Below are 17,418 nucleotides of genomic sequence, written 5' to 3' on the forward strand. Positions count from 1 at the left end.
ATCAATAAAGATGAAGCTTGAGTAACTGTATTTATTTGTTGTTTTTAGTAAGGTAGTTTGTCAGCAAATGCTACAATTTCTTCTTTAATGTTTTGCAGATAATCAATATCGTCAAAACCATTCAGCATATTATTCTTCTTGTAGCCGTTGATGTCAAAAGATTCTTGTTGGCCTGTAGCCAATAAAGTAATAGTTTGTGCTTCTAGGTTGATTTCCAATTTTGTTTTTGGATCGGCTTCGATGGCGCTGAAAATTGCATCGGCAAATTCAGGACTTACCTGAACCGGTAAAACTCCGATATTTAAGCAATTTCCTTTGAAAATATCCGCAAAGAAACTCGAAACTACAGCGCGGAATCCGTAATCATAAACCGCCCAGGCTGCGTGTTCTCTGGAAGAACCTGAACCGAAATTTTTCCCGCCCACTAATATTTTTCCAGAATATGTCGAATCGTTTAAAACGAAATCGGCTTTTGGAGAATCGTCTCCATTGTATCTCCAGTCGCGGAAAAGGTTGTCGCCAAAACCAACACGTTCTGTTGCTTTCAAGAAACGCGCAGGAATAATTTGATCGGTATCTACATTTTCTATCGGTAACGGCACTGCGCTACTGCTAAGGATGTTAAATTTATCGTATGCCATTTTTTTTTGCTTTAGGTTGTAGGCTTTAGGCCTTAGGCTTTCCCTACAGTTGTATTATAATTAATTTGCTTTAGGCTGTAAGCCTTTTCTAGAGTCTTTTTTAAAATCGTCACATGCTTAAAGCCTATTGCTTAAAGCGTAAAGCTTTTTAGAACAAGTCTCTTGGATCGGTTAATACTCCGGTTACGGCAGCTGCAGCAGCCATTATTGGACTTGCCAACAAAGTTCTCGATCCGGGACCTTGACGACCTTCGAAATTTCTGTTCGAGGTACTCACCGCGTATTTACCGGCAGGAACCTTGTCATCGTTCATTGCTAAACAAGCCGAACATCCCGGCTGACGCAATACAAAGCCAGCTTCGGTAAGAATGTCTAATAGTCCTTCTTCTTTAATTTGTGCTTCAACAACATGAGAACCCGGAACTAGCCAAGCCGTTACATTATCGGCTTTTTGTCGCCCTTTCACAATTTCTGTAAAGGCTCTGAAATCTTCAATTCTACCATTAGTACAACTTCCCAAGAATACAAAATCGATTGGTTTTCCAATCATGACATCGTTTTCTTCGAAGCCCATATAGGCCAAAGATTTTTTATAGGTTTCCTCGCCACCTTCCACTTGGTTTGCATTTGGAATGTTTTTGGAGATTCCAATTCCCATTCCAGGATTGGTTCCATAAGTAATCATTGGTTCGATATCTTCGGCATTGATATTTAATTCAGCATCGAATATTGCGTCTTCATCCGTTTTTAAGGTTTTCCAATAAGCAACCGCTTTATCCCAAGCTTCGCCTTTAGGAGCGTATAATCTTCCTTCAAGAAAATCAAAAGTTTTTTGATCCGGAGCGATCATTCCGCCACGAGCACCCATTTCGATACTTAAATTACAAACGGTCATACGGCCTTCCATAGACATTTCTTCGAATACATTTCCGGCATATTCAGCAAAATAGCCCGTCCCTCCAGAAGTTGTCAATTGAGCAATAATATAAAGAGCAACATCTTTTGGGCCTACACCTTTACTCAACTTGCCATTTACGTTGATACGCATTTTCTTTGGCTTGGGCTGCATGATGCATTGTGTGGATAAAACCATCTCTACTTCAGAAGTACCAATTCCGAAAGCAATGGCTCCAAAAGCACCGTGAGTAGAAGTATGCGAATCTCCGCAAACAATCGTTGCTCCAGGCAAAGTAATTCCGTTTTCAGGTCCTACGACGTGAACAATTCCATTTTTTTGATGACCTAGTCCCCAGTGCGAAATACCGTATTCGGCAGCGTTATCTTCTAGAGCTTTAAGCTGATTGGCAGACAAAGCATCTTCAACGGGTAAATGTTGGTTTATGGTTGGTGTATTGTGATCGGCTGTGGCAAAAGTGCGTTCTGGGTATAAAACGGAAACGCCTCTTGATTTTAAACCTAAAAAAGCTACAGGACTAGTAACTTCATGGATGAAATGACGGTCAATAAAAAACACATCTGGTCCATCTTCAATTTTACGCACAACATGCGAATCCCATACTTTGTCGAATAATGTAGTACTCATTTTAACTATTTTTTTAAAAGTGTATTTCTTCTTTTTGCTACTAAACTATTTTGAATGAAGCTTTAGTAATGAAGCAAATTTATAAAATAGGTTAAAGGTGCAAATTTCGATTATTCATTATATACGATGCCCAACGCTGTTTTTACGAAAGCTTAGTGTTTAATTTTGTTTGAGGATAATTTTACAAACTCGTTCAGTTTTGGTTTTGATTCCCTTTTGTTTTTCGTTTGAGATTAAAGTTGTGCTTTTTTATAGGATTGCTTATTGTGTTGTAAAATGCTTTTAAATCGGCTTTATTTTAAAAATAATTTAATAAAAAACGCTTTTTAAGTGGTAATTTACAATGATTGTTGTTTTTGGTTTTTTTTGAAGGGTTGCCTTTGATGACTTTTTAAACAATAAAAAGGAAGCTTTTTGTTTTGGTAGTCGACTAGTTTTTTTTGCAAAATACTACGACATCCAAAAAAAGGAGAGTCTTGCTAATTTGCAGATTTTATGATTTATTTTTAAAATTTTGAAAGAAAAATAAAACAATGTTAAGTTATTTTTTTGTTGATAACTTGCCTTAGTTCTTTGTTTAAAAAAAACTAAATTTGAAATTCAATTTTTGTAAATACTTGGTCTTTTAAACCATTCACATTCAGTTATGTACTTAATATTCGATACCGAAACTACAGGATTACCTAAGCGTTGGGATGCGCCGATAACCGATACGAACAACTGGCCGCGTTGTATTCAGATTGCGTGGCAGTTGCATGACGACATGGGGAAACTCATCGAGCATCAGGATTATCTGGTAAGGCCGGACGGCTTTAATATACCTTATGATGCCGAAAGAATTCACGGTATTTCTACCGAATTGGCGCAAGCCGAAGGGATCTCTTTGGCTGAAGTTTTGGAGAAATTCAATGTCGCACTTGGTAAAGCCAAATTTATTGTGGGGCAAAACTTGGGTTTTGATGTCAATATTATGGGTTGCGAGTTTCATCGTCTGGGGGTGGAGAGTCTGATGGCTACCATTCCGGTTTTGGACACTTGTACCGAAGTTACGGCTTCTTTATTGCAGTTGCCCGGCGGTCGTGGCGGAAAATTCAAATTGCCAACTTTAACGGAATTACATAGTTATTTATTTAACAAACCTTTTGCCGAAGCGCACAACGCGACTGCCGATGTCGAAGCAACTACGCGTTGTTTCTTGGAGTTAATCAGAAGAGAAAATTTCACAAAAGAACAGTTGGATGTTCCGGCTTCTTATTTTCAAGATTTCCAGTCTAAGAATCCAGCAGAGATCCAACTTATTGGATTAAAACATATCAATTTAAAAGCGGCTTCTGAAGAAATAAGCAAACAGCTTCGAAAAAAGGAGCAAGGTCATAGTCAAACCACTATTTCTGAATCGGACAAACAAGGTTTAAACGAAGCTAAGTTTGCACATTTGCATAATCATACACAGTTTTCGGTACTGCAATCCACTATTGGAATTGCGCCTTTGGTTGCTGTTACGGCTAAGAATGGTTTTCCTGCCGTTGCGATGACCGATACTGGGAACATGATGGGAGCTTTCCATTTTGTGAATGCGGTTATGAATCATAATAAGGCTGCCAAAGCTAGAATTACAGCTGCAATTGAAAACGGAGAAGAACCAACAGAAACAGAAATTAAACCTATTGTAGGTTGCGAATTTAATATTTGCGATAACCATCTTGATAAATCCAAGAAAGATAACGGTTATCAAGTGGTTTTGTTAGCCAAAAATAAGAAAGGCTACCATAATTTAGCTAAAATGGCATCGATAGCTTACGTTAGCGGATTTTATTATGTGCCTAGAATTGACAAAACTATTGTAGAAAAGTACAAGGAGGACATCATGGTTTTGTCCGGGAATTTATATGGAGAAATTTCCAGTAAAATCTTAAATCTTGGTGAAAATCAAGCCGAGGAAGCCTTGGTTTGGTGGAAAGCGCAATTTGGAGCCGATTTCTATCTGGAAATTATGCGACATAATCAAGAAGATGAAAACCGTGTCAATAAAACCTTGATTGAGTTTGCTCAAAAGCATCAAGTAAAGTTGATTGCTACCAATAATACCTATTACCTAAATAAAGAAGACGCCAATGCCCACGATATTTTATTGTGTGTAAAAGACGGAGAGAAACAGGCTACACCAATTGGTCGTGGTCGTGGCTATCGTTATGGATTGCCTAATCAGGAATATTATTATAAATCAGGAGAAGAGATGAAAAAGCTCTTTGCTGATTTACCGGACGCCATTATCAATATTCAGGAAATTGTAGATAAGGTCGAAATTTACTCGCTTTATCGAGATGTATTGCTTCCTAAATATGATATCCCCGAGGAGTTTGTTGTTGTTGAAGACGAAGCTGATGGCGGAGTAAGAGGTGAAAATAAATATCTGCGTCACCTTACAATGACAGGTGCGAAAAAAAGATATGGTGAGATTACGCCAAGTATTCAAGAACGACTAGATTTTGAATTATTGACTATTTCCAATTCCGGATATCCGGGTTATTTCTTGATTGTACAGGATTTCATTGCCAAAGCTCGGGAAATGGATGTTTCCGTTGGGCCAGGACGTGGTTCCGCTGCGGGTTCTGCGGTGGCTTATTGTTTGTGGATTACCAACATTGACCCAATTAAATACGATTTGCTTTTTGAGCGTTTCTTGAATCCGGATCGTGTTTCCATGCCCGATATCGATATTGACTTTGATGATGAAGGCCGTGGTCGTGTAATGGATTATGTAATTAATAAATATGGAGCCAATCAAGTAGCACAAATTATTACTTACGGTAAAATGGCAACCAAATCGGCGATTCGTGATACGGCTCGTGTACTGGATTTGCCGTTGTTTGAGGCGGACAGAATTGCGAAACTGATTCCTGCAATGATGCCATCTAAATGGAATTTGGCGCGTTTTATTTCTGAAAAAGAGGAAGATGTTAAAAAAGCGTTGCGTTCGGATGAATTTGATAATGTTAAAGAGCTTATCGCTATTGCAAATGAAGACGATTTAGCGGGAGAAACCATCCAACAGGCAAAAATATTGGAAGGTTCGATGCGAAATACTGGTATTCACGCCTGCGGGGTGATTATTACGCCTTCGGATATTACCAATTTCGTACCAGTAACAACGGCCAAAGATTCTGATTTATATGTAACCCAGTTTGATAACTCGGTTGCCGAAAGTGCCGGATTACTGAAAATGGACTTCTTGGGTCTGAAGACCCTGACATTGATTAAAGATACCGTTAAGTTGGTTAAATATAGAACGGGGATTCAATTGGATCCGGATACTTTTCCTATTGATGACGTTAAAACCTATGAACTGTTCCAGCGAGGGGAGACCGTGGGGATTTTCCAATACGAGTCACCCGGTATGCAAAAATACATGAAGGACCTGAAGCCTACGGTTTTTGGGGATTTGATTGCGATGAATGCCTTGTATCGTCCGGGACCTTTGGAATATATTCCTTCTTTTGTTCGAAGAAAAAACGGAGAAGAACCAATTGTTTATGATCTTGATGCCTGCGAAGAATATCTTGGAGAAACCTATGGAATTACGGTATATCAAGAGCAGGTGATGCTTTTGTCGCAATCCTTGGCTGATTTTACAAAGGGTGAAGCCGACGTTTTGCGTAAGGCGATGGGTAAGAAACAGAAAGATGTATTGGATAAAATGAAACCTAAGTTTGTAGAACAGGCTGCAACCAAAGGGCATGATCCAAAAGTCTTGGAGAAAATTTGGAAGGACTGGGAAGCTTTTGCGAGTTATGCGTTCAACAAATCGCACTCTACCTGTTATGCTTGGATTGCTTATCAAACGGCTTATTTAAAAGCGCATTATCCTGCCGAATATATGGCGGCGGTGCTTTCGAATAATATGAATGATATCAAGCAGGTTTCTTTCTTTATGGAAGAATGCAAGCGAATGGGATTGCAGGTTTTGGGGCCTGATGTCAATGAATCCTTTTATAAATTTACCGTAAATGATGATTATGCTGTTCGTTTTGGAATGGGAGCGATAAAAGGAGTAGGGTCTGGAGCGGTGGCAACTATTGTGGATTGCAGGAAAGACGGAAGATACAAATCGATTTTTGATTTAGCCAAACGTATTGATTTACGTGCTGCCAATAAAAAAGCGATCGAAAACTTGGCTTTGGCCGGAGGTTTTGATTCGTTCGGGAATACAACAAGAGCTCAATATTTTCATGATGATGGCGACGGAATTACCTTTTATGAAAAGGCGATTCGTTACGGGGCAAAATTTCAAGAAAATGAAAACTCGTCTCAGGTAAGTTTGTTTGGAGAAGCCAGCGAAGTGCAAATTGCCGAACCGATTGTACCGCCTTGCGAGGATTGGAGCACGATGGAAAAATTGGCCAAGGAGAAAGAAGTTGTTGGGATTTACATCTCTGGGCATCCGCTGGATGATTTCAAATTTGAAATGAAGTATTTCTGTAATTCTAAATTGGAAATGCTCAAAAACATGGAGCTTTACGTTGGTAAAAATTTAGCTTTTGGTGGAATTGTATCTAATGTGCAAAGGAGAACCGCGAAAAACGGAAAAGAATGGGCGATTTTTAATTTAGAAGGTTTTGATGAAAGTTTTGAATTTAAAATTTTTGGAGAAGAGTATTTAAATTTCCACCGATACTTGCTTCCTAATAATTTTGTTTATTTCAAAATTCTGATAAAAGATGGATGGGTTAATAAGGATACCGGTAAAAAATCGGAACCAAGAATGCAATTTGTCGATGCAAAGCAATTACAGGATGTGTTGGATGTTTTTGCAAAAAAAATAATTCTGCTTTTGAATATAACAGATTTACAGACAGAGTTTATTCATAAGTTGAGTCGTCTTTTTCAGGAGAATAAAGGAGATAATCAGGTTGCTTTTGAAGTCATGGAATTGGAAAAAGTTAGGAGAATTGTGCAGGCGACACCAGTAGTTATTGAAAATGATGAGGAAGCTTTTGCTGAGGAAATTGATGATGTAGAAACTTCAGAATCTGAGGAAACTGATACGGTTGAGGTTACTGAGATAGAAGAGATAAAAGTGGTAACTAAGTTGTCTATGCCGAGTAGAAAATTGAAAATTAAAATTTCAAATGAGTTGCTGTTGGAATTGGAAAAAATGCAGATTAATTTTAAATTAAATTAATTTTGCTAAGTTAATGTTATTTAGCTTTTCAAATGTTAATTTTTTATCGTAAACAGTTGATTTTTATATGCATGCATATTAATTGTTTTTTGTGTTCATATTTATTTTGAAAATGCCCAAGAGCTGTTGTCGAAATTATTTATGTTTGTTGTAAAACAAAAAACAATATTATGAAAAAGAACCTATTTTTATTAGGATTTATGGCTTGCTCTTTGACTATGATGGGGCAAACTGAAAAAAAAGAAAGCTGGTATTTTAAATTGGGCGGATCTTATTTTATGCAAACTGCAGCTACTGAATTTCCAACTGTAGGAGGTAATGCAGCGTTAAGCAAGGTTTATGTAGGAGGAAAATTAGTTTCTGAAGAAAGTGTTACAGGATCTTTTGGAGAAGGTTTTAGAACCGGAATAACTGCAGGTTACCGTTTCAATGCCCGTTTAGGAGTTGAAATGGGTGTTAATTATTACAATAGTACTGATAAAACAATGGCGCAAACAACCACAGATAATATTTTTATTTCAGGTGGTAAACCAGTTTATAATTTTAAATCAGTAGGGCAAATTACTGCTTTTGATTTGGCTCCGGCATTGGTTTTGTTTTTAGGTGAACACAAAGGTTTTGAGCCTTATACTAAAGTAGGAGTTTTAGTGCCTATTCACGGCGACTTAGAGATAACTTCGGATGCGATTGCTCCTACAGGTGTTGCAAGCCCTGCAACGGTAGCTATACACAGTGTTGATAAAGTTAAACCAAACCCAACTGTTGGGTTTATGTCTGCTTTGGGAACATCATATAGATTAGGTAAGAAAATTTCAGCTTTTGCTGAATTAGAATACCGTAATTTTACTGTGCATGGTAAAACTAAAGAGACTACGGAATACACAATGAATGGACAAAATGCTTTAGCTGGTAGAACCCAAGCGCAAATACATACAAATTATGTGAATCGTTTGGATGTAAATTCAAATAACGCTGCATTGAATCCAAATGGATTAGACAATAGTAAACCAATGGATGAGCTAAGTTCTTATGTAGGAATTAGTGGTTTAGGTTTGACTTTAGGTTTGAAATACAGTCTATAATACAATATTTTTAAAAAATATATATTTTGAGGGGTTGTCGTTTGGCAGCCTCTTTTTTTTGTTTAAACATTTTCAATGATACTAAAGAGTTGTTATTGCTCGCGTGAATGGCCGGCAAGAATTCTGAAATTCCAACAAATATATTTTGATAACTATTGACAATGTATTTATAGTCAAAACTAATTTGTGAATAGTGTTTGATTTGTTTTTAATTTCTAAATTTGTAGCCAAGTTTTGAATGCGATCAAGACTTTTAAACTTTAAATAAAAATAAATATGGCATTAGCAATAACAGATGCTACTTTTGATGAAGTAGTTTTGAAATCAGACAAACCAGTAATGGTAGATTTTTGGGCAGCATGGTGTGGACCTTGTAGAATGGTTGGACCAATCATTGATGAATTGAGTAATGAATACGAAGGAAAAGTTGTAATTGGAAAGGTTGATGTTGATGCAAACCAAGAATTTGCTGCAAAGTACGGAGTGAGAAATATTCCAACTGTGTTGGTTTTTCATAACGGAGAAGTTGTTGGTAAGCAAGTAGGAGTAGCTCCAAAGCAAACTTATGCAGATAGTTTAGACGCTTTGTTGTAATCAGTAGATTATAATTTATATAGAAAGGTTTGGCGAAAGTCAAGCCTTTTCTTATTTTTAGCCAACATTAATCTTTGTTATAATGAAAATCAGTTCGTGTTTTTTGTGTTTTGTTTTGGTGATTTATTCGTGTCAGTCCGTTAAGAAAACCAATTTGTTATCGGAAAATGGAATTTCTAAAGAATTAGCTGTTTATCGCAAAAGCCAAGTTTCGGATGTGTCTTATGAATTGTCATTTGATATTCCTAAAGAAAAAGAAAGTCCTATTTTGTCTCAACTAGCTTTAAAAGTAAAAATCAGTAATACTCGTGAGCCTTTGTATTTGGATTTTAATGAAAAGAAGCAAAATCTAAAAACAGCCGTTGTAAATGGGAAGAATATTGCCATTTTGCATGAAAAAGAGCATCTGATTATACCTAAAGAATATTTAATTAAAGGACAAAATACTGTTGAAATTGATTTTATCGCGGGGGATTTGTCCTTAAATAGGAACGATGATTTTTTATATACATTATTGGTTCCTGATAGAGCCAGTACGTTGTTTCCTTGTTTTGATCAACCCGATATTAAAGCCACTTATACACTTTCTATAACGGCACCTAAGAATTGGTCAGTTTTGGCGGGAGCGTCAGTAAGTAAAAAAACGGAGCAAGGAGATTTTACGAAATACCAGTTCGAAGAATCAGATAAGATGAGTACTTATTTGTTTTCTTTTGTGGCGGGAGAATTTAAGAGCATCTCTCAAGACTTGAATGGTTTTCCGATGACCCTTTTGTATAGGGAGAATAATCCTGAAAAATTGAATGAGAGTTTGAGTACTATTTTTAGTTTGCACCGTCAGGCTATCTCTTATTTAGAAAAATATACCCAATATCCATTCCCGTTCAAGAAAATGGATTTCGCTACGATTCCGGTGTTTCAATATGGTGGAATGGAACATGTAGGCGCTATTCAATATAGAGAGTCAAAGTTATTTTTAGATAATAGCGCAACCAATAGCGAAAAATTGAGCAGAGGCAAATTAATTGCACATGAAACTTCGCACATGTGGTTTGGCGATTTGGTGACCATGAAATGGTTTAATGATGTCTGGATGAAGGAAGTGTTTGCTAATTTTATGGCAGATAAAATAATGAATCCGGCTTTTCCGGATATCAATCATAATCTGCAGTTTCTCACCACTCATTACCCAAGTGCATATGAAGAAGATCGTACTAAAGGAACGCATCCTATTCGTCAGAATTTAGCTAATCTTAAAAATGCAGGTTCTCTTTATGGAAACATAATTTACAATAAGGCGCCCATTATGATGCGACAATTAGAAGCAACTATGGGAAAAGAAACGTTTCAGAAGGGAATTCAAAAATACATTCAGAAATATGCATATTCAAATGCAGATTGGGAAAATCTAGTTGAAATTTTAGACAAGGAAACGCCTTCTAATATCAAAAAATGGAGCGATGTTTGGGTAAATCAGCCGGGAAGAGCTTTGTTTAGCGATCAAATTCAATACGATGCTAACGGTACTATAAAGAGTTATGTGATTCAGCAACGGGCTGAGGATTCTTCTCAAAATGTTTGGCCTCAAATTTTTGAAATTGGTTTGGTTTATCCTGAATCTACTAAAGTGATAAAGGTAAATGTCAATGATCAAATTATAGAGGTAAAGGAAGCTGTTGGTTTGCAAAAACCTATTTCTATCATTTATAATTACAACGGATACGGATACGGAGTGTTCCCGATAGATATTAATAATCTAGATAAAATTTCGGAAATCAAGGACGAAGTAGCGCGTGCTTACAGCTATATTAATCTTTATGAGAATACATTGATAGGTAAAATTACTCCTGTAAAAGCTTTTGATAGCTGTTTAAAAGGGGTTAATGTTGAACAGAATGAGTTAATCGTAAGTTTATTGTCTAGTCAATTGAGCTCTTTGTTTTGGGGATTTTTTACCGAAAAACAACAGCTTCGTAGTCAGGACGAATTAGAAAAAATGCTATATAGCAGATTGCAGGAAAATTTGCCTTCCAATGTCAAAAAAAAGTTATTTGGTTTGTTTGAAGACATAGCATATTCTGGAACTGCTAAGGAAAAGTTATATCAAATTTGGAACAAGGAGATTTCAATTGCGAATTTGAAATTTAACGAAGACGATTATATAACTATGGCTATGAATTTGGCTATTTATAAACATGAAAAATCGGATGAAATACTTAAGGAAACCAGAGATTTAATCGGAAATTCGGATAAACGAAAACGTTTCGATTTTTTACTTCCTTCATTATCGAATGATGAGGCGGTTAGGGATGCTTTTATGGAATCATTAAAACAGGAAAAAAACAGGGAAAAAGAATCATGGGTGCAGTTGGCTTTGGCTAATATTCATCATCCGTTACGTCAGGAAAGCTCGAAGAAGTATTTAAAAGAATGTCTGGATTTGATCGAAGAGGTGCAGCTCACGGGAGATATTTTCTTTCCCAAGGGATGGTTGGTTAATAGCGTTGGGAAATATTCTTCTTCGGATGCTTTTAATATAGTTGCTGATTTTTTAAAAGAAAACCCTAAATTCAGTCCAATTTTAAAGAGAAAATTATTGCAGGCTACTGATAATTTGTCGCGCGCCCAAGAAATTAAAAAAGACACAGAATGAAAATCGAATCGCAAATAGAAAAAATTTCCAGTTTTCAGCACCTTGAATTGTTGGCAAATCAAGTGGTTGAGGGTTTTATTTCCGGGATGCATAAAAGTCCTTTTCATGGTTTTTCAGCTGAATTTGCGGAGCACAAAGTGTATAATGCAGGCGAAAGTACCCGGCACATTGATTGGAAGCTATTTGCCAAAACGGATCGTTTGTTTACCAAGCGTTTTGAAGAGGAAACGAATTTGCGCTGCCATATCATTATAGATAATTCTTCCTCGATGCATTATCCTAAATTAAAAGGAGATCAGAATTTTTTTGAAAATAAGATTGGTTTTTCGGTTTTGGCTTCGGCGGTTTTAATGAATCTTTTAAAGAAACAGCGGGATGCAATAGGCTTGAGTGTCTTTTCGGATACTTATGAGTACTATGCGCCCGAAAAGGGTAGTGATCGGCATCATAGAATGGTGCTCAATGCGCTCGAAAATCTTTTGGAGAAACCAAAAAAGAGCAAAAGCACAGATACGGTTGCTTTTTTGCATCAAATAGCCGAAAAAATGCATCGTCGCTCGATGATTATCTTGTTTACGGATATGTTTCAATCCAGTTCGGAATCAACCAAGGGAGAAGAAGCTTTGTTTAATGCCTTGCAACATTTGAAACGAAATAAGCACAAAGTGGTCTTGTTTCATGTGGTGGATAATAAAACGGAGCTGAATTTTGACTTTGATAACGCTCCCAGGAAGTTTATTGATGTGGAAACAGGGGAGGAAGTTTCTGTTTTTGCTGATAATGTAAAGCAGGAATACGAAAAACAAACCCAATCTTACTTTAAAAGACTTGCGTTGAGCTGTGCTCAGAACAGAATTAAGTACGTTCCTGTGAGTGTTAGTGAAAATTTCGAAAAAATAATTTTGACATACTTGGCTGAGAAACAAAACTTTGGATAATGAGGGGCGATTTAATGAAATATTTTTTATAAAAACGCTTGTGTAAACGGAAATCTATCGTATCTTTGCCACCGCAATAAAGCAGAGGTTTGGTAGTTCAGTTGGTTAGAATACATGCCTGTCACGCATGGGGTCGCGGGTTCGAGTCCCGTCCAGACCGCTAATATTGGGGAAGCCTTTCGTAACAGAAAGGCTTTTTTGCCCCCATAAAGTATCTAAAGCTAGTTGTGTTGTTTGGTTAGCCTTTGTAAGCTAACCCGGTTTAGTAGTTAGACCAATGAAAAGCTTTTCGCCTCGGCGAACGGCTTTTTTGATTTTAAAGAGTCAGTATTTTCCTTAGTGAAATTTTATGGTAAATTTTTTTATTTTTCCCGTGTTTAAACGGAAATCTATTGTATCTTTGCCACCGCAATAAAGCAGAGGTTTGGTAGTTCAGTTGGTTAGAATACATGCCTGTCACGCATGGGGTCGCGGGTTCGAGTCCCGTCCAGACCGCTAATATTGGGGAAAGCCTTTCGTAACTGAAAGGCTTTTTTATTTTATATAATTTGTAAGTTAAAATATAGCTGATCGATATTGCCAAACGATTGCTAAAAACAATCCTAAGTACATCATGCAAACTACAAACTTCATAAAGCTTGACGCCAGAAAGCCTGCAAATGAACCTACGGCTGCCTTTAAAGCTCTATTGTGGTTTTTAGAATCATAAAGAAGTTCTCCTAGAAAGGCACCAACAAAAGGACCGATGATAAATCCGAAAGGAATAGGAGTTAAGATTCCAACAATCAAACCGATATTAGTTCCCCAAATACCATAAGAACTTCCGCCAAATTTTTTAGTGCCTTTGGCAGGAATCACATAATCTAGCACGGAAATTACAATAGTAATCAATAAAGTTATTCCTAAAATCCAATAATTTGCAGGAACAGCATTCGTGAAATAAAGTACTGCTAACCCAATCCAACTAATACTTGGCCCAGGTAAAACAGGTAAGAAACTTCCAAAAACACCTACAATAACACAAAGAAAACCAAGGATCAATAGTAGCGTATCCATAAATTAATTTTTAGTAATTTTGAAAAATAAAAATAACCATTATTTACTTTCTAAGTATCACACAAATAATAATCGTATTTTTATAAATCATTAGTCCAATTCAAAAACAAAACATTGAAGCACTATTACTTATTTTTAGCATTCTTACTCTTTAATTCCTGTAAGCACTTCGAAAAGAAAGTGCCTTCGGAAAAGGAATTGTTGCAAAAAGAGTTGAAAGCCATCAATTGGAAAGAAGTAGACGAGTATCCATCATTTGCAGATTGCGATAAATTAGGAAATAAGTCCCAGCGCCAGCAATGTTTTTTTGAGTATTTAGCTCAATTAATCCAAGAAAAACTCAGTGTAGATACGCTTTCGATTCTCTATCCTGAATTGGATACTATAGAGGTCAAGGTGACTATTTTTCCCAATGCTAAAATGAAATTTGAACCGCAGTTTCCAAAAGATTCTGTTGCCTACGATACCATTAAAATCGATAGTATTCTTCAAGAACGCTTGGTTGATTTTCCAAAAGTAAATCCTGCCATCAAACGCGGAATTCCGGTAAAAACCCAATTCATTCTTCCGGTAATCATAAAAGTGGAGTAGTTTTTTGAAGCTTTTTCCTGCTGTTCACTATATTTTTTGTACCAAACCCTGGTACAAAAAGATGCCGTTTCTATCAGGGCTAGGGCTTTAGTATAAAACAAGACATATCGTAATTCAACATCTAAAATCGTTAATCAACAATCTAAAATTTCCTCCCTTTCCATTCGTATTTTCCGAACAAGGAATACACCGCAACGCTCACGCTAAAAACCGGGTACGACAAACTGCTCAAAATTAAATAGCGCATTCTTTTTTTGTTCAAAAAATGATTCGTTTTGTATAGCAAAACAGAGTCAATAGTAAACTTTAACAAGTATAACAAAAGGATATTCAACAACGGAAACAAACCCACAACCCATAACCCACAACCCATAATCATACTAAAATTTCCTCCAAAAACTACCAATCCTAAAAGCTTTCCAAAACTACTTTGATACGAACGTGTTTTCGATGCCCAACGTACCCTTTGGTAAAACAAGGATTTCCAGTCATCCAAAGGTTTTGTCGTTACAATAGTATTCTTGGATTTTAAATAATGCACTTTTTCTGGAAAGCGAGCAATCGCTTTTTGCAACAGGAAAACATCGTCGCCACTCGCAATTTTGTCGTTTCCGTCGAAACCGTTCAGTTCTTCAAACAGTGATTTGGTGTAGGCAAAGTTGGCGCCATTACACATAAAGCCTTTTTTCAAACCAAAACTACCAATGGTGGCGCCCTGTAAACTTGCCAAATCCAATTGCTGAAAATGATGTAAAAAGGAATTTTCGCAATCATAGGTTACAGCGCTGGCAATCATAGAAACATCCTGCACTTGAATGTAATTGTCTAATGTTAATAACCAGTCTTCATTGACCAAGCAATCCGCATCAGTGGTGATAATCCAGTCTGAAGTGACAAATTGCATTGCCGTTGTGATGGCGTCTTTTTTGGGTGAATTCGAAACACGATTATTTTTGACGATTCTAACTGAAAACTGAAAGCTGAAAACTGAAAACTGTTCTTCCGAATCATCATCGACCAGAATAACCTCAAACAATTCCTTCGGGTAATTTAATTTCGAAAAACTGACCAAAAGCAAAGGCAAATTCTCTGCTTCGTTTCGAAACGGAACAATAATGGTGAATTTTGTTTTTGGCTTTAAGCCAATCGGTTCGTAGGATTTGATTCGTGTAAAACCATAAATAAGAAAAACAATTGCTAAGCAATAGGAGAAAATGAGAATGTACAAGACATAAATCATTTGGTTGTTTTAGTTTTAAAATTCAACACATAATAACTACCGATAATTACCGGTAAAACCACGTTCAGAAACCACATAAGAGTCGAAATAAAGATGACAATCCATTCGTTTACGCCCAAAATGCCGAAGAAATAAACCGCCACACTGCCTTTTACGGCAAAATCCAAAAACTGAAAAGTAGGCAAAGAAGAAGCCAGAAAATAAACGCTTGTGATTGCTGCCATAAGTGTTAAATAAGGTAAATCAACATCAAAAGCCAGAAACAAAAAATAATATTGATGCGAAAAAACGAGATAACGACATATTGCCAAAAAGATATTTTTCTGATGAATAGCTTTCGGGATCTCGTTAATCTTGTGAATCAGTTTCTCTATGGAATAGCCTTTGATTGCTATTTTTTTGACAGAAAATAAAACAGTGAATACTACGATCAAAATCCCAAAAAGAATAGCGACCGTTTTAGTTGTGATGACATTGTAGTTGGCGTTAAAATACAATAAGCCAAATATCCCGATAATAACGGTTAATACCATTTGGATTCCGTTGCAAATCAGGTTTAGGAATATGATTTTTTTGGTTTCCGATTTTTCAAAAAACAATGCTTTTCCAGCATATTCACCCACGCCATTTGGAGTGAATAATCCGGCAGTCAATGCGGCAAGTACTTGTTTGGTTGCATCACCGAGAGAAATTTTTTGAACGACCTGAACTAAATTTTGCCATTTTAAGATTTCGAAAAAACGATTCAAAACGCTCAATAATAAAATGAATCCAATTCCTGTAACGGACTGGTTTTTATTGAATAAAACAATAAATTTTTGCCAATCGAGTTTGTCGTTGTTGGCCAGTTGATTGTAAATAAAATAGAATGCGCCGCCCACGATCAAAAGTTTGATTATAAGAACGAGGAATTGTTTAGCTTTGTGGGATATTGAAATCATGCTTGCAAAATAACAAATTTAAATTGGCAAACGAACGCATCATATTAGGAATTGACCCGGGGACCACCATTATGGGATTTGGGTTGATAAAAGTAATCAACAAAAAAATGGAATTTATTCAACTCAACGAATTACAGTTGAATAAAATGGACGACCATTACATGAAATTAAAACGCATTTTCGAGCGTACCATTGAGTTGATCGATACGCACCACCCAGATGAAATTGCCATTGAAGCGCCTTTTTTTGGCAAAAATGTGCAATCGATGCTAAAGTTAGGAAGGGCACAAGGCGTGGCAATGGCGGCGGGACTTTCGAGAGATATTCCGATAACCGAATACGAACCCAAAAAGATAAAAATGGCCATTACCGGAAACGGAAACGCAAGCAAAGAACAAGTTGCCAAAATGCTGCAACAACTTTTAGGCTTGAAAGAATTACCCAAAAACCTCGATTCAACCGATGGATTGGCGGCGGCGGTTTGTCATTTTTTCAATTCCGGGAAAGTGGTTGGAGCTAAAAGTTATAGCGGTTGGGACGCTTTTGTGAAACAGAATGAAGAGAGAGTCAAGAAGTGATCAGTTTTTGAGTGTTCAGTATAGAAAAATAGTGTTCAATGATTAGTTTTATGGAGGTCACCACTAACTGTGAATTTATAGTGATCAGATAAAAAAATAGATAAATATGACTTTTCAAGATTTATTAGCTTATAAAAAATCATTTTCATTAGCGATGAAAATTTTTGAAATAACAAAATCATTTCCAAAAGAGGAAACCTATTCATTGACGGATCAAATTCGCCGATCCTCTAGGAGTGTTCCAGTTACAATTGCTGAAGCATATCGTAAAAGGGTCTATCCAAAGCATTTTTACAGTAAATTGACTGATTCTGACGGAGAAAATTCGGAGACTCAGGTTTGGTTGGAGTTTGCATTATCAAATCCTGACCACTGATCA

General features: G+C 36.6%; 12 protein-coding genes, 2 tRNA genes and 1 pseudogene. 10 read left to right on the plus strand and 5 right to left on the minus strand.

Annotation, left to right across the window (positions count from 1 at the left end):
• Positions 1 to 44: 44 nt before the first annotated feature.
• The gene (gene leuD / locus ACMDB5_RS05160; protein WP_413999948.1) at positions 45 to 641 is read right to left on the minus strand and encodes a 3-isopropylmalate dehydratase small subunit; all 597 of its coding nucleotides are present in this window, start codon (positions 639 to 641) and stop codon (positions 45 to 47) included.
• Between the two features lie 148 nt (positions 642 to 789).
• Complete coding sequence (gene leuC, locus ACMDB5_RS05165) at positions 790 to 2,184, minus strand: 3-isopropylmalate dehydratase large subunit (RefSeq protein ID WP_413999949.1); 1,395 nt, start codon at positions 2,182 to 2,184, stop codon at positions 790 to 792.
• A 646-nt stretch (positions 2,185 to 2,830) separates the two neighbouring features.
• Between leuC and dnaE the strand changes: the two genes are divergently transcribed.
• The 7 genes from dnaE to ACMDB5_RS05200 all read left to right on the plus strand — a co-directional run bounded on the left by dnaE (position 2,831) and on the right by ACMDB5_RS05200 (position 13,128).
• The gene (gene dnaE, locus ACMDB5_RS05170; RefSeq protein ID WP_413999950.1) at positions 2,831 to 7,366 is read left to right on the plus strand and encodes a DNA polymerase III subunit alpha; all 4,536 of its coding nucleotides are present in this window, start codon (positions 2,831 to 2,833) and stop codon (positions 7,364 to 7,366) included.
• 170 nt (positions 7,367 to 7,536) lie between these two features.
• A complete protein-coding gene (locus tag ACMDB5_RS05175) occupies positions 7,537 to 8,448 on the plus strand; it encodes an outer membrane beta-barrel protein (RefSeq protein WP_413999951.1) in 912 nt (303 codons plus the stop codon).
• Between the two features lie 276 nt (positions 8,449 to 8,724).
• Positions 8,725 to 9,042, plus strand: a complete 318-nt coding sequence (gene trxA, locus ACMDB5_RS05180) for a thioredoxin (RefSeq protein ID WP_413999952.1) — start codon at positions 8,725 to 8,727, stop codon at positions 9,040 to 9,042.
• An 82-nt stretch (positions 9,043 to 9,124) separates the two neighbouring features.
• On the plus strand, positions 9,125 to 11,695 hold the full coding sequence (locus ACMDB5_RS05185) for a M1 family metallopeptidase (protein WP_413999953.1): 2,571 nt from the start codon (positions 9,125 to 9,127) through the stop codon (positions 11,693 to 11,695).
• Positions 11,692 to 12,633, plus strand: coding sequence for a DUF58 domain-containing protein (locus ACMDB5_RS05190; protein ID WP_413999954.1), 942 nt, complete (start codon positions 11,692 to 11,694; stop codon positions 12,631 to 12,633). The genes ACMDB5_RS05185 and ACMDB5_RS05190 overlap by 4 nt, the downstream gene beginning before the upstream one ends.
• A gap of 86 nt (positions 12,634 to 12,719) precedes the next feature.
• A tRNA-Asp gene (locus tag ACMDB5_RS05195) sits at positions 12,720 to 12,793 on the plus strand.
• Between the two features lie 261 nt (positions 12,794 to 13,054).
• Positions 13,055 to 13,128: transfer RNA gene (locus tag ACMDB5_RS05200), tRNA-Asp, on the plus strand.
• Between the two features lie 60 nt (positions 13,129 to 13,188).
• Here the strand turns inward: ACMDB5_RS05200 and ACMDB5_RS05205 are convergent.
• Positions 13,189 to 13,689, minus strand: a complete 501-nt coding sequence (locus ACMDB5_RS05205) for a DUF456 domain-containing protein (protein WP_413999955.1) — start codon at positions 13,687 to 13,689, stop codon at positions 13,189 to 13,191.
• Positions 13,690 to 13,803: 114 nt separating this feature from the next.
• Here ACMDB5_RS05205 and ACMDB5_RS05210 point away from each other — a divergent pair, with 114 nt between their 5' ends.
• On the plus strand, positions 13,804 to 14,280 hold the full coding sequence (locus ACMDB5_RS05210) for a hypothetical protein (RefSeq protein WP_413999956.1): 477 nt from the start codon (positions 13,804 to 13,806) through the stop codon (positions 14,278 to 14,280).
• A gap of 142 nt (positions 14,281 to 14,422) precedes the next feature.
• On the opposite strand, the gene ACMDB5_RS05215 is transcribed toward ACMDB5_RS05210, so the two are convergent.
• Positions 14,423 to 15,520 carry a glycosyltransferase family 2 protein gene (locus ACMDB5_RS05215; protein ID WP_413999957.1) on the minus strand — a complete coding sequence of 366 codons (1,098 nt, stop codon included), beginning with the start codon at positions 15,518 to 15,520 and terminating at the stop codon, positions 14,423 to 14,425.
• On the minus strand, positions 15,517 to 16,461 hold the full coding sequence (locus ACMDB5_RS05220) for a hypothetical protein (protein WP_413999958.1): 945 nt from the start codon (positions 16,459 to 16,461) through the stop codon (positions 15,517 to 15,519). The genes ACMDB5_RS05215 and ACMDB5_RS05220 overlap by 4 nt, the downstream gene beginning before the upstream one ends.
• 23 nt (positions 16,462 to 16,484) lie before the next feature.
• Here ACMDB5_RS05220 and ruvC point away from each other — a divergent pair, with 23 nt between their 5' ends.
• The gene (gene ruvC / locus ACMDB5_RS05225; protein WP_413999959.1) at positions 16,485 to 17,039 is read left to right on the plus strand and encodes a crossover junction endodeoxyribonuclease RuvC; all 555 of its coding nucleotides are present in this window, start codon (positions 16,485 to 16,487) and stop codon (positions 17,037 to 17,039) included.
• A 106-nt stretch (positions 17,040 to 17,145) separates the two neighbouring features.
• Positions 17,146 to 17,397 (plus strand): annotated as a pseudogene (locus ACMDB5_RS05230) (four helix bundle protein); the annotation flags it as partial.
• Positions 17,398 to 17,418: the final 21 nt, after the last annotated feature.

It is taken from the genome of Flavobacterium sp. W1B, from assembly GCF_047344965.1.
Taxonomy (GTDB): Bacteria; Bacteroidota; Bacteroidia; order Flavobacteriales; family Flavobacteriaceae; genus Flavobacterium.

Coding starts and splice junctions, on each gene's coding strand:
- leuD (WP_413999948.1), bottom strand. CDS start 641: ATGGCATACGATAAATTTAACATCCTTAGCAGTAGCGCAGTGCCGTTA.
- leuC (WP_413999949.1), bottom strand. CDS start 2,184: ATGAGTACTACATTATTCGACAAAGTATGGGATTCGCATGTTGTGCGT.
- dnaE (WP_413999950.1), top strand. CDS start 2,831: ATGTACTTAATATTCGATACCGAAACTACAGGATTACCTAAGCGTTGG.
- ACMDB5_RS05175 (WP_413999951.1), top strand. CDS start 7,537: ATGAAAAAGAACCTATTTTTATTAGGATTTATGGCTTGCTCTTTGACT.
- trxA (WP_413999952.1), top strand. CDS start 8,725: ATGGCATTAGCAATAACAGATGCTACTTTTGATGAAGTAGTTTTGAAA.
- ACMDB5_RS05185 (WP_413999953.1), top strand. CDS start 9,125: ATGAAAATCAGTTCGTGTTTTTTGTGTTTTGTTTTGGTGATTTATTCG.
- ACMDB5_RS05190 (WP_413999954.1), top strand. CDS start 11,692: ATGAAAATCGAATCGCAAATAGAAAAAATTTCCAGTTTTCAGCACCTT.
- ACMDB5_RS05205 (WP_413999955.1), bottom strand. CDS start 13,689: ATGGATACGCTACTATTGATCCTTGGTTTTCTTTGTGTTATTGTAGGT.
- ACMDB5_RS05215 (WP_413999957.1), bottom strand. CDS start 15,520: ATGATTTATGTCTTGTACATTCTCATTTTCTCCTATTGCTTAGCAATT.
- ACMDB5_RS05220 (WP_413999958.1), bottom strand. CDS start 16,461: ATGATTTCAATATCCCACAAAGCTAAACAATTCCTCGTTCTTATAATC.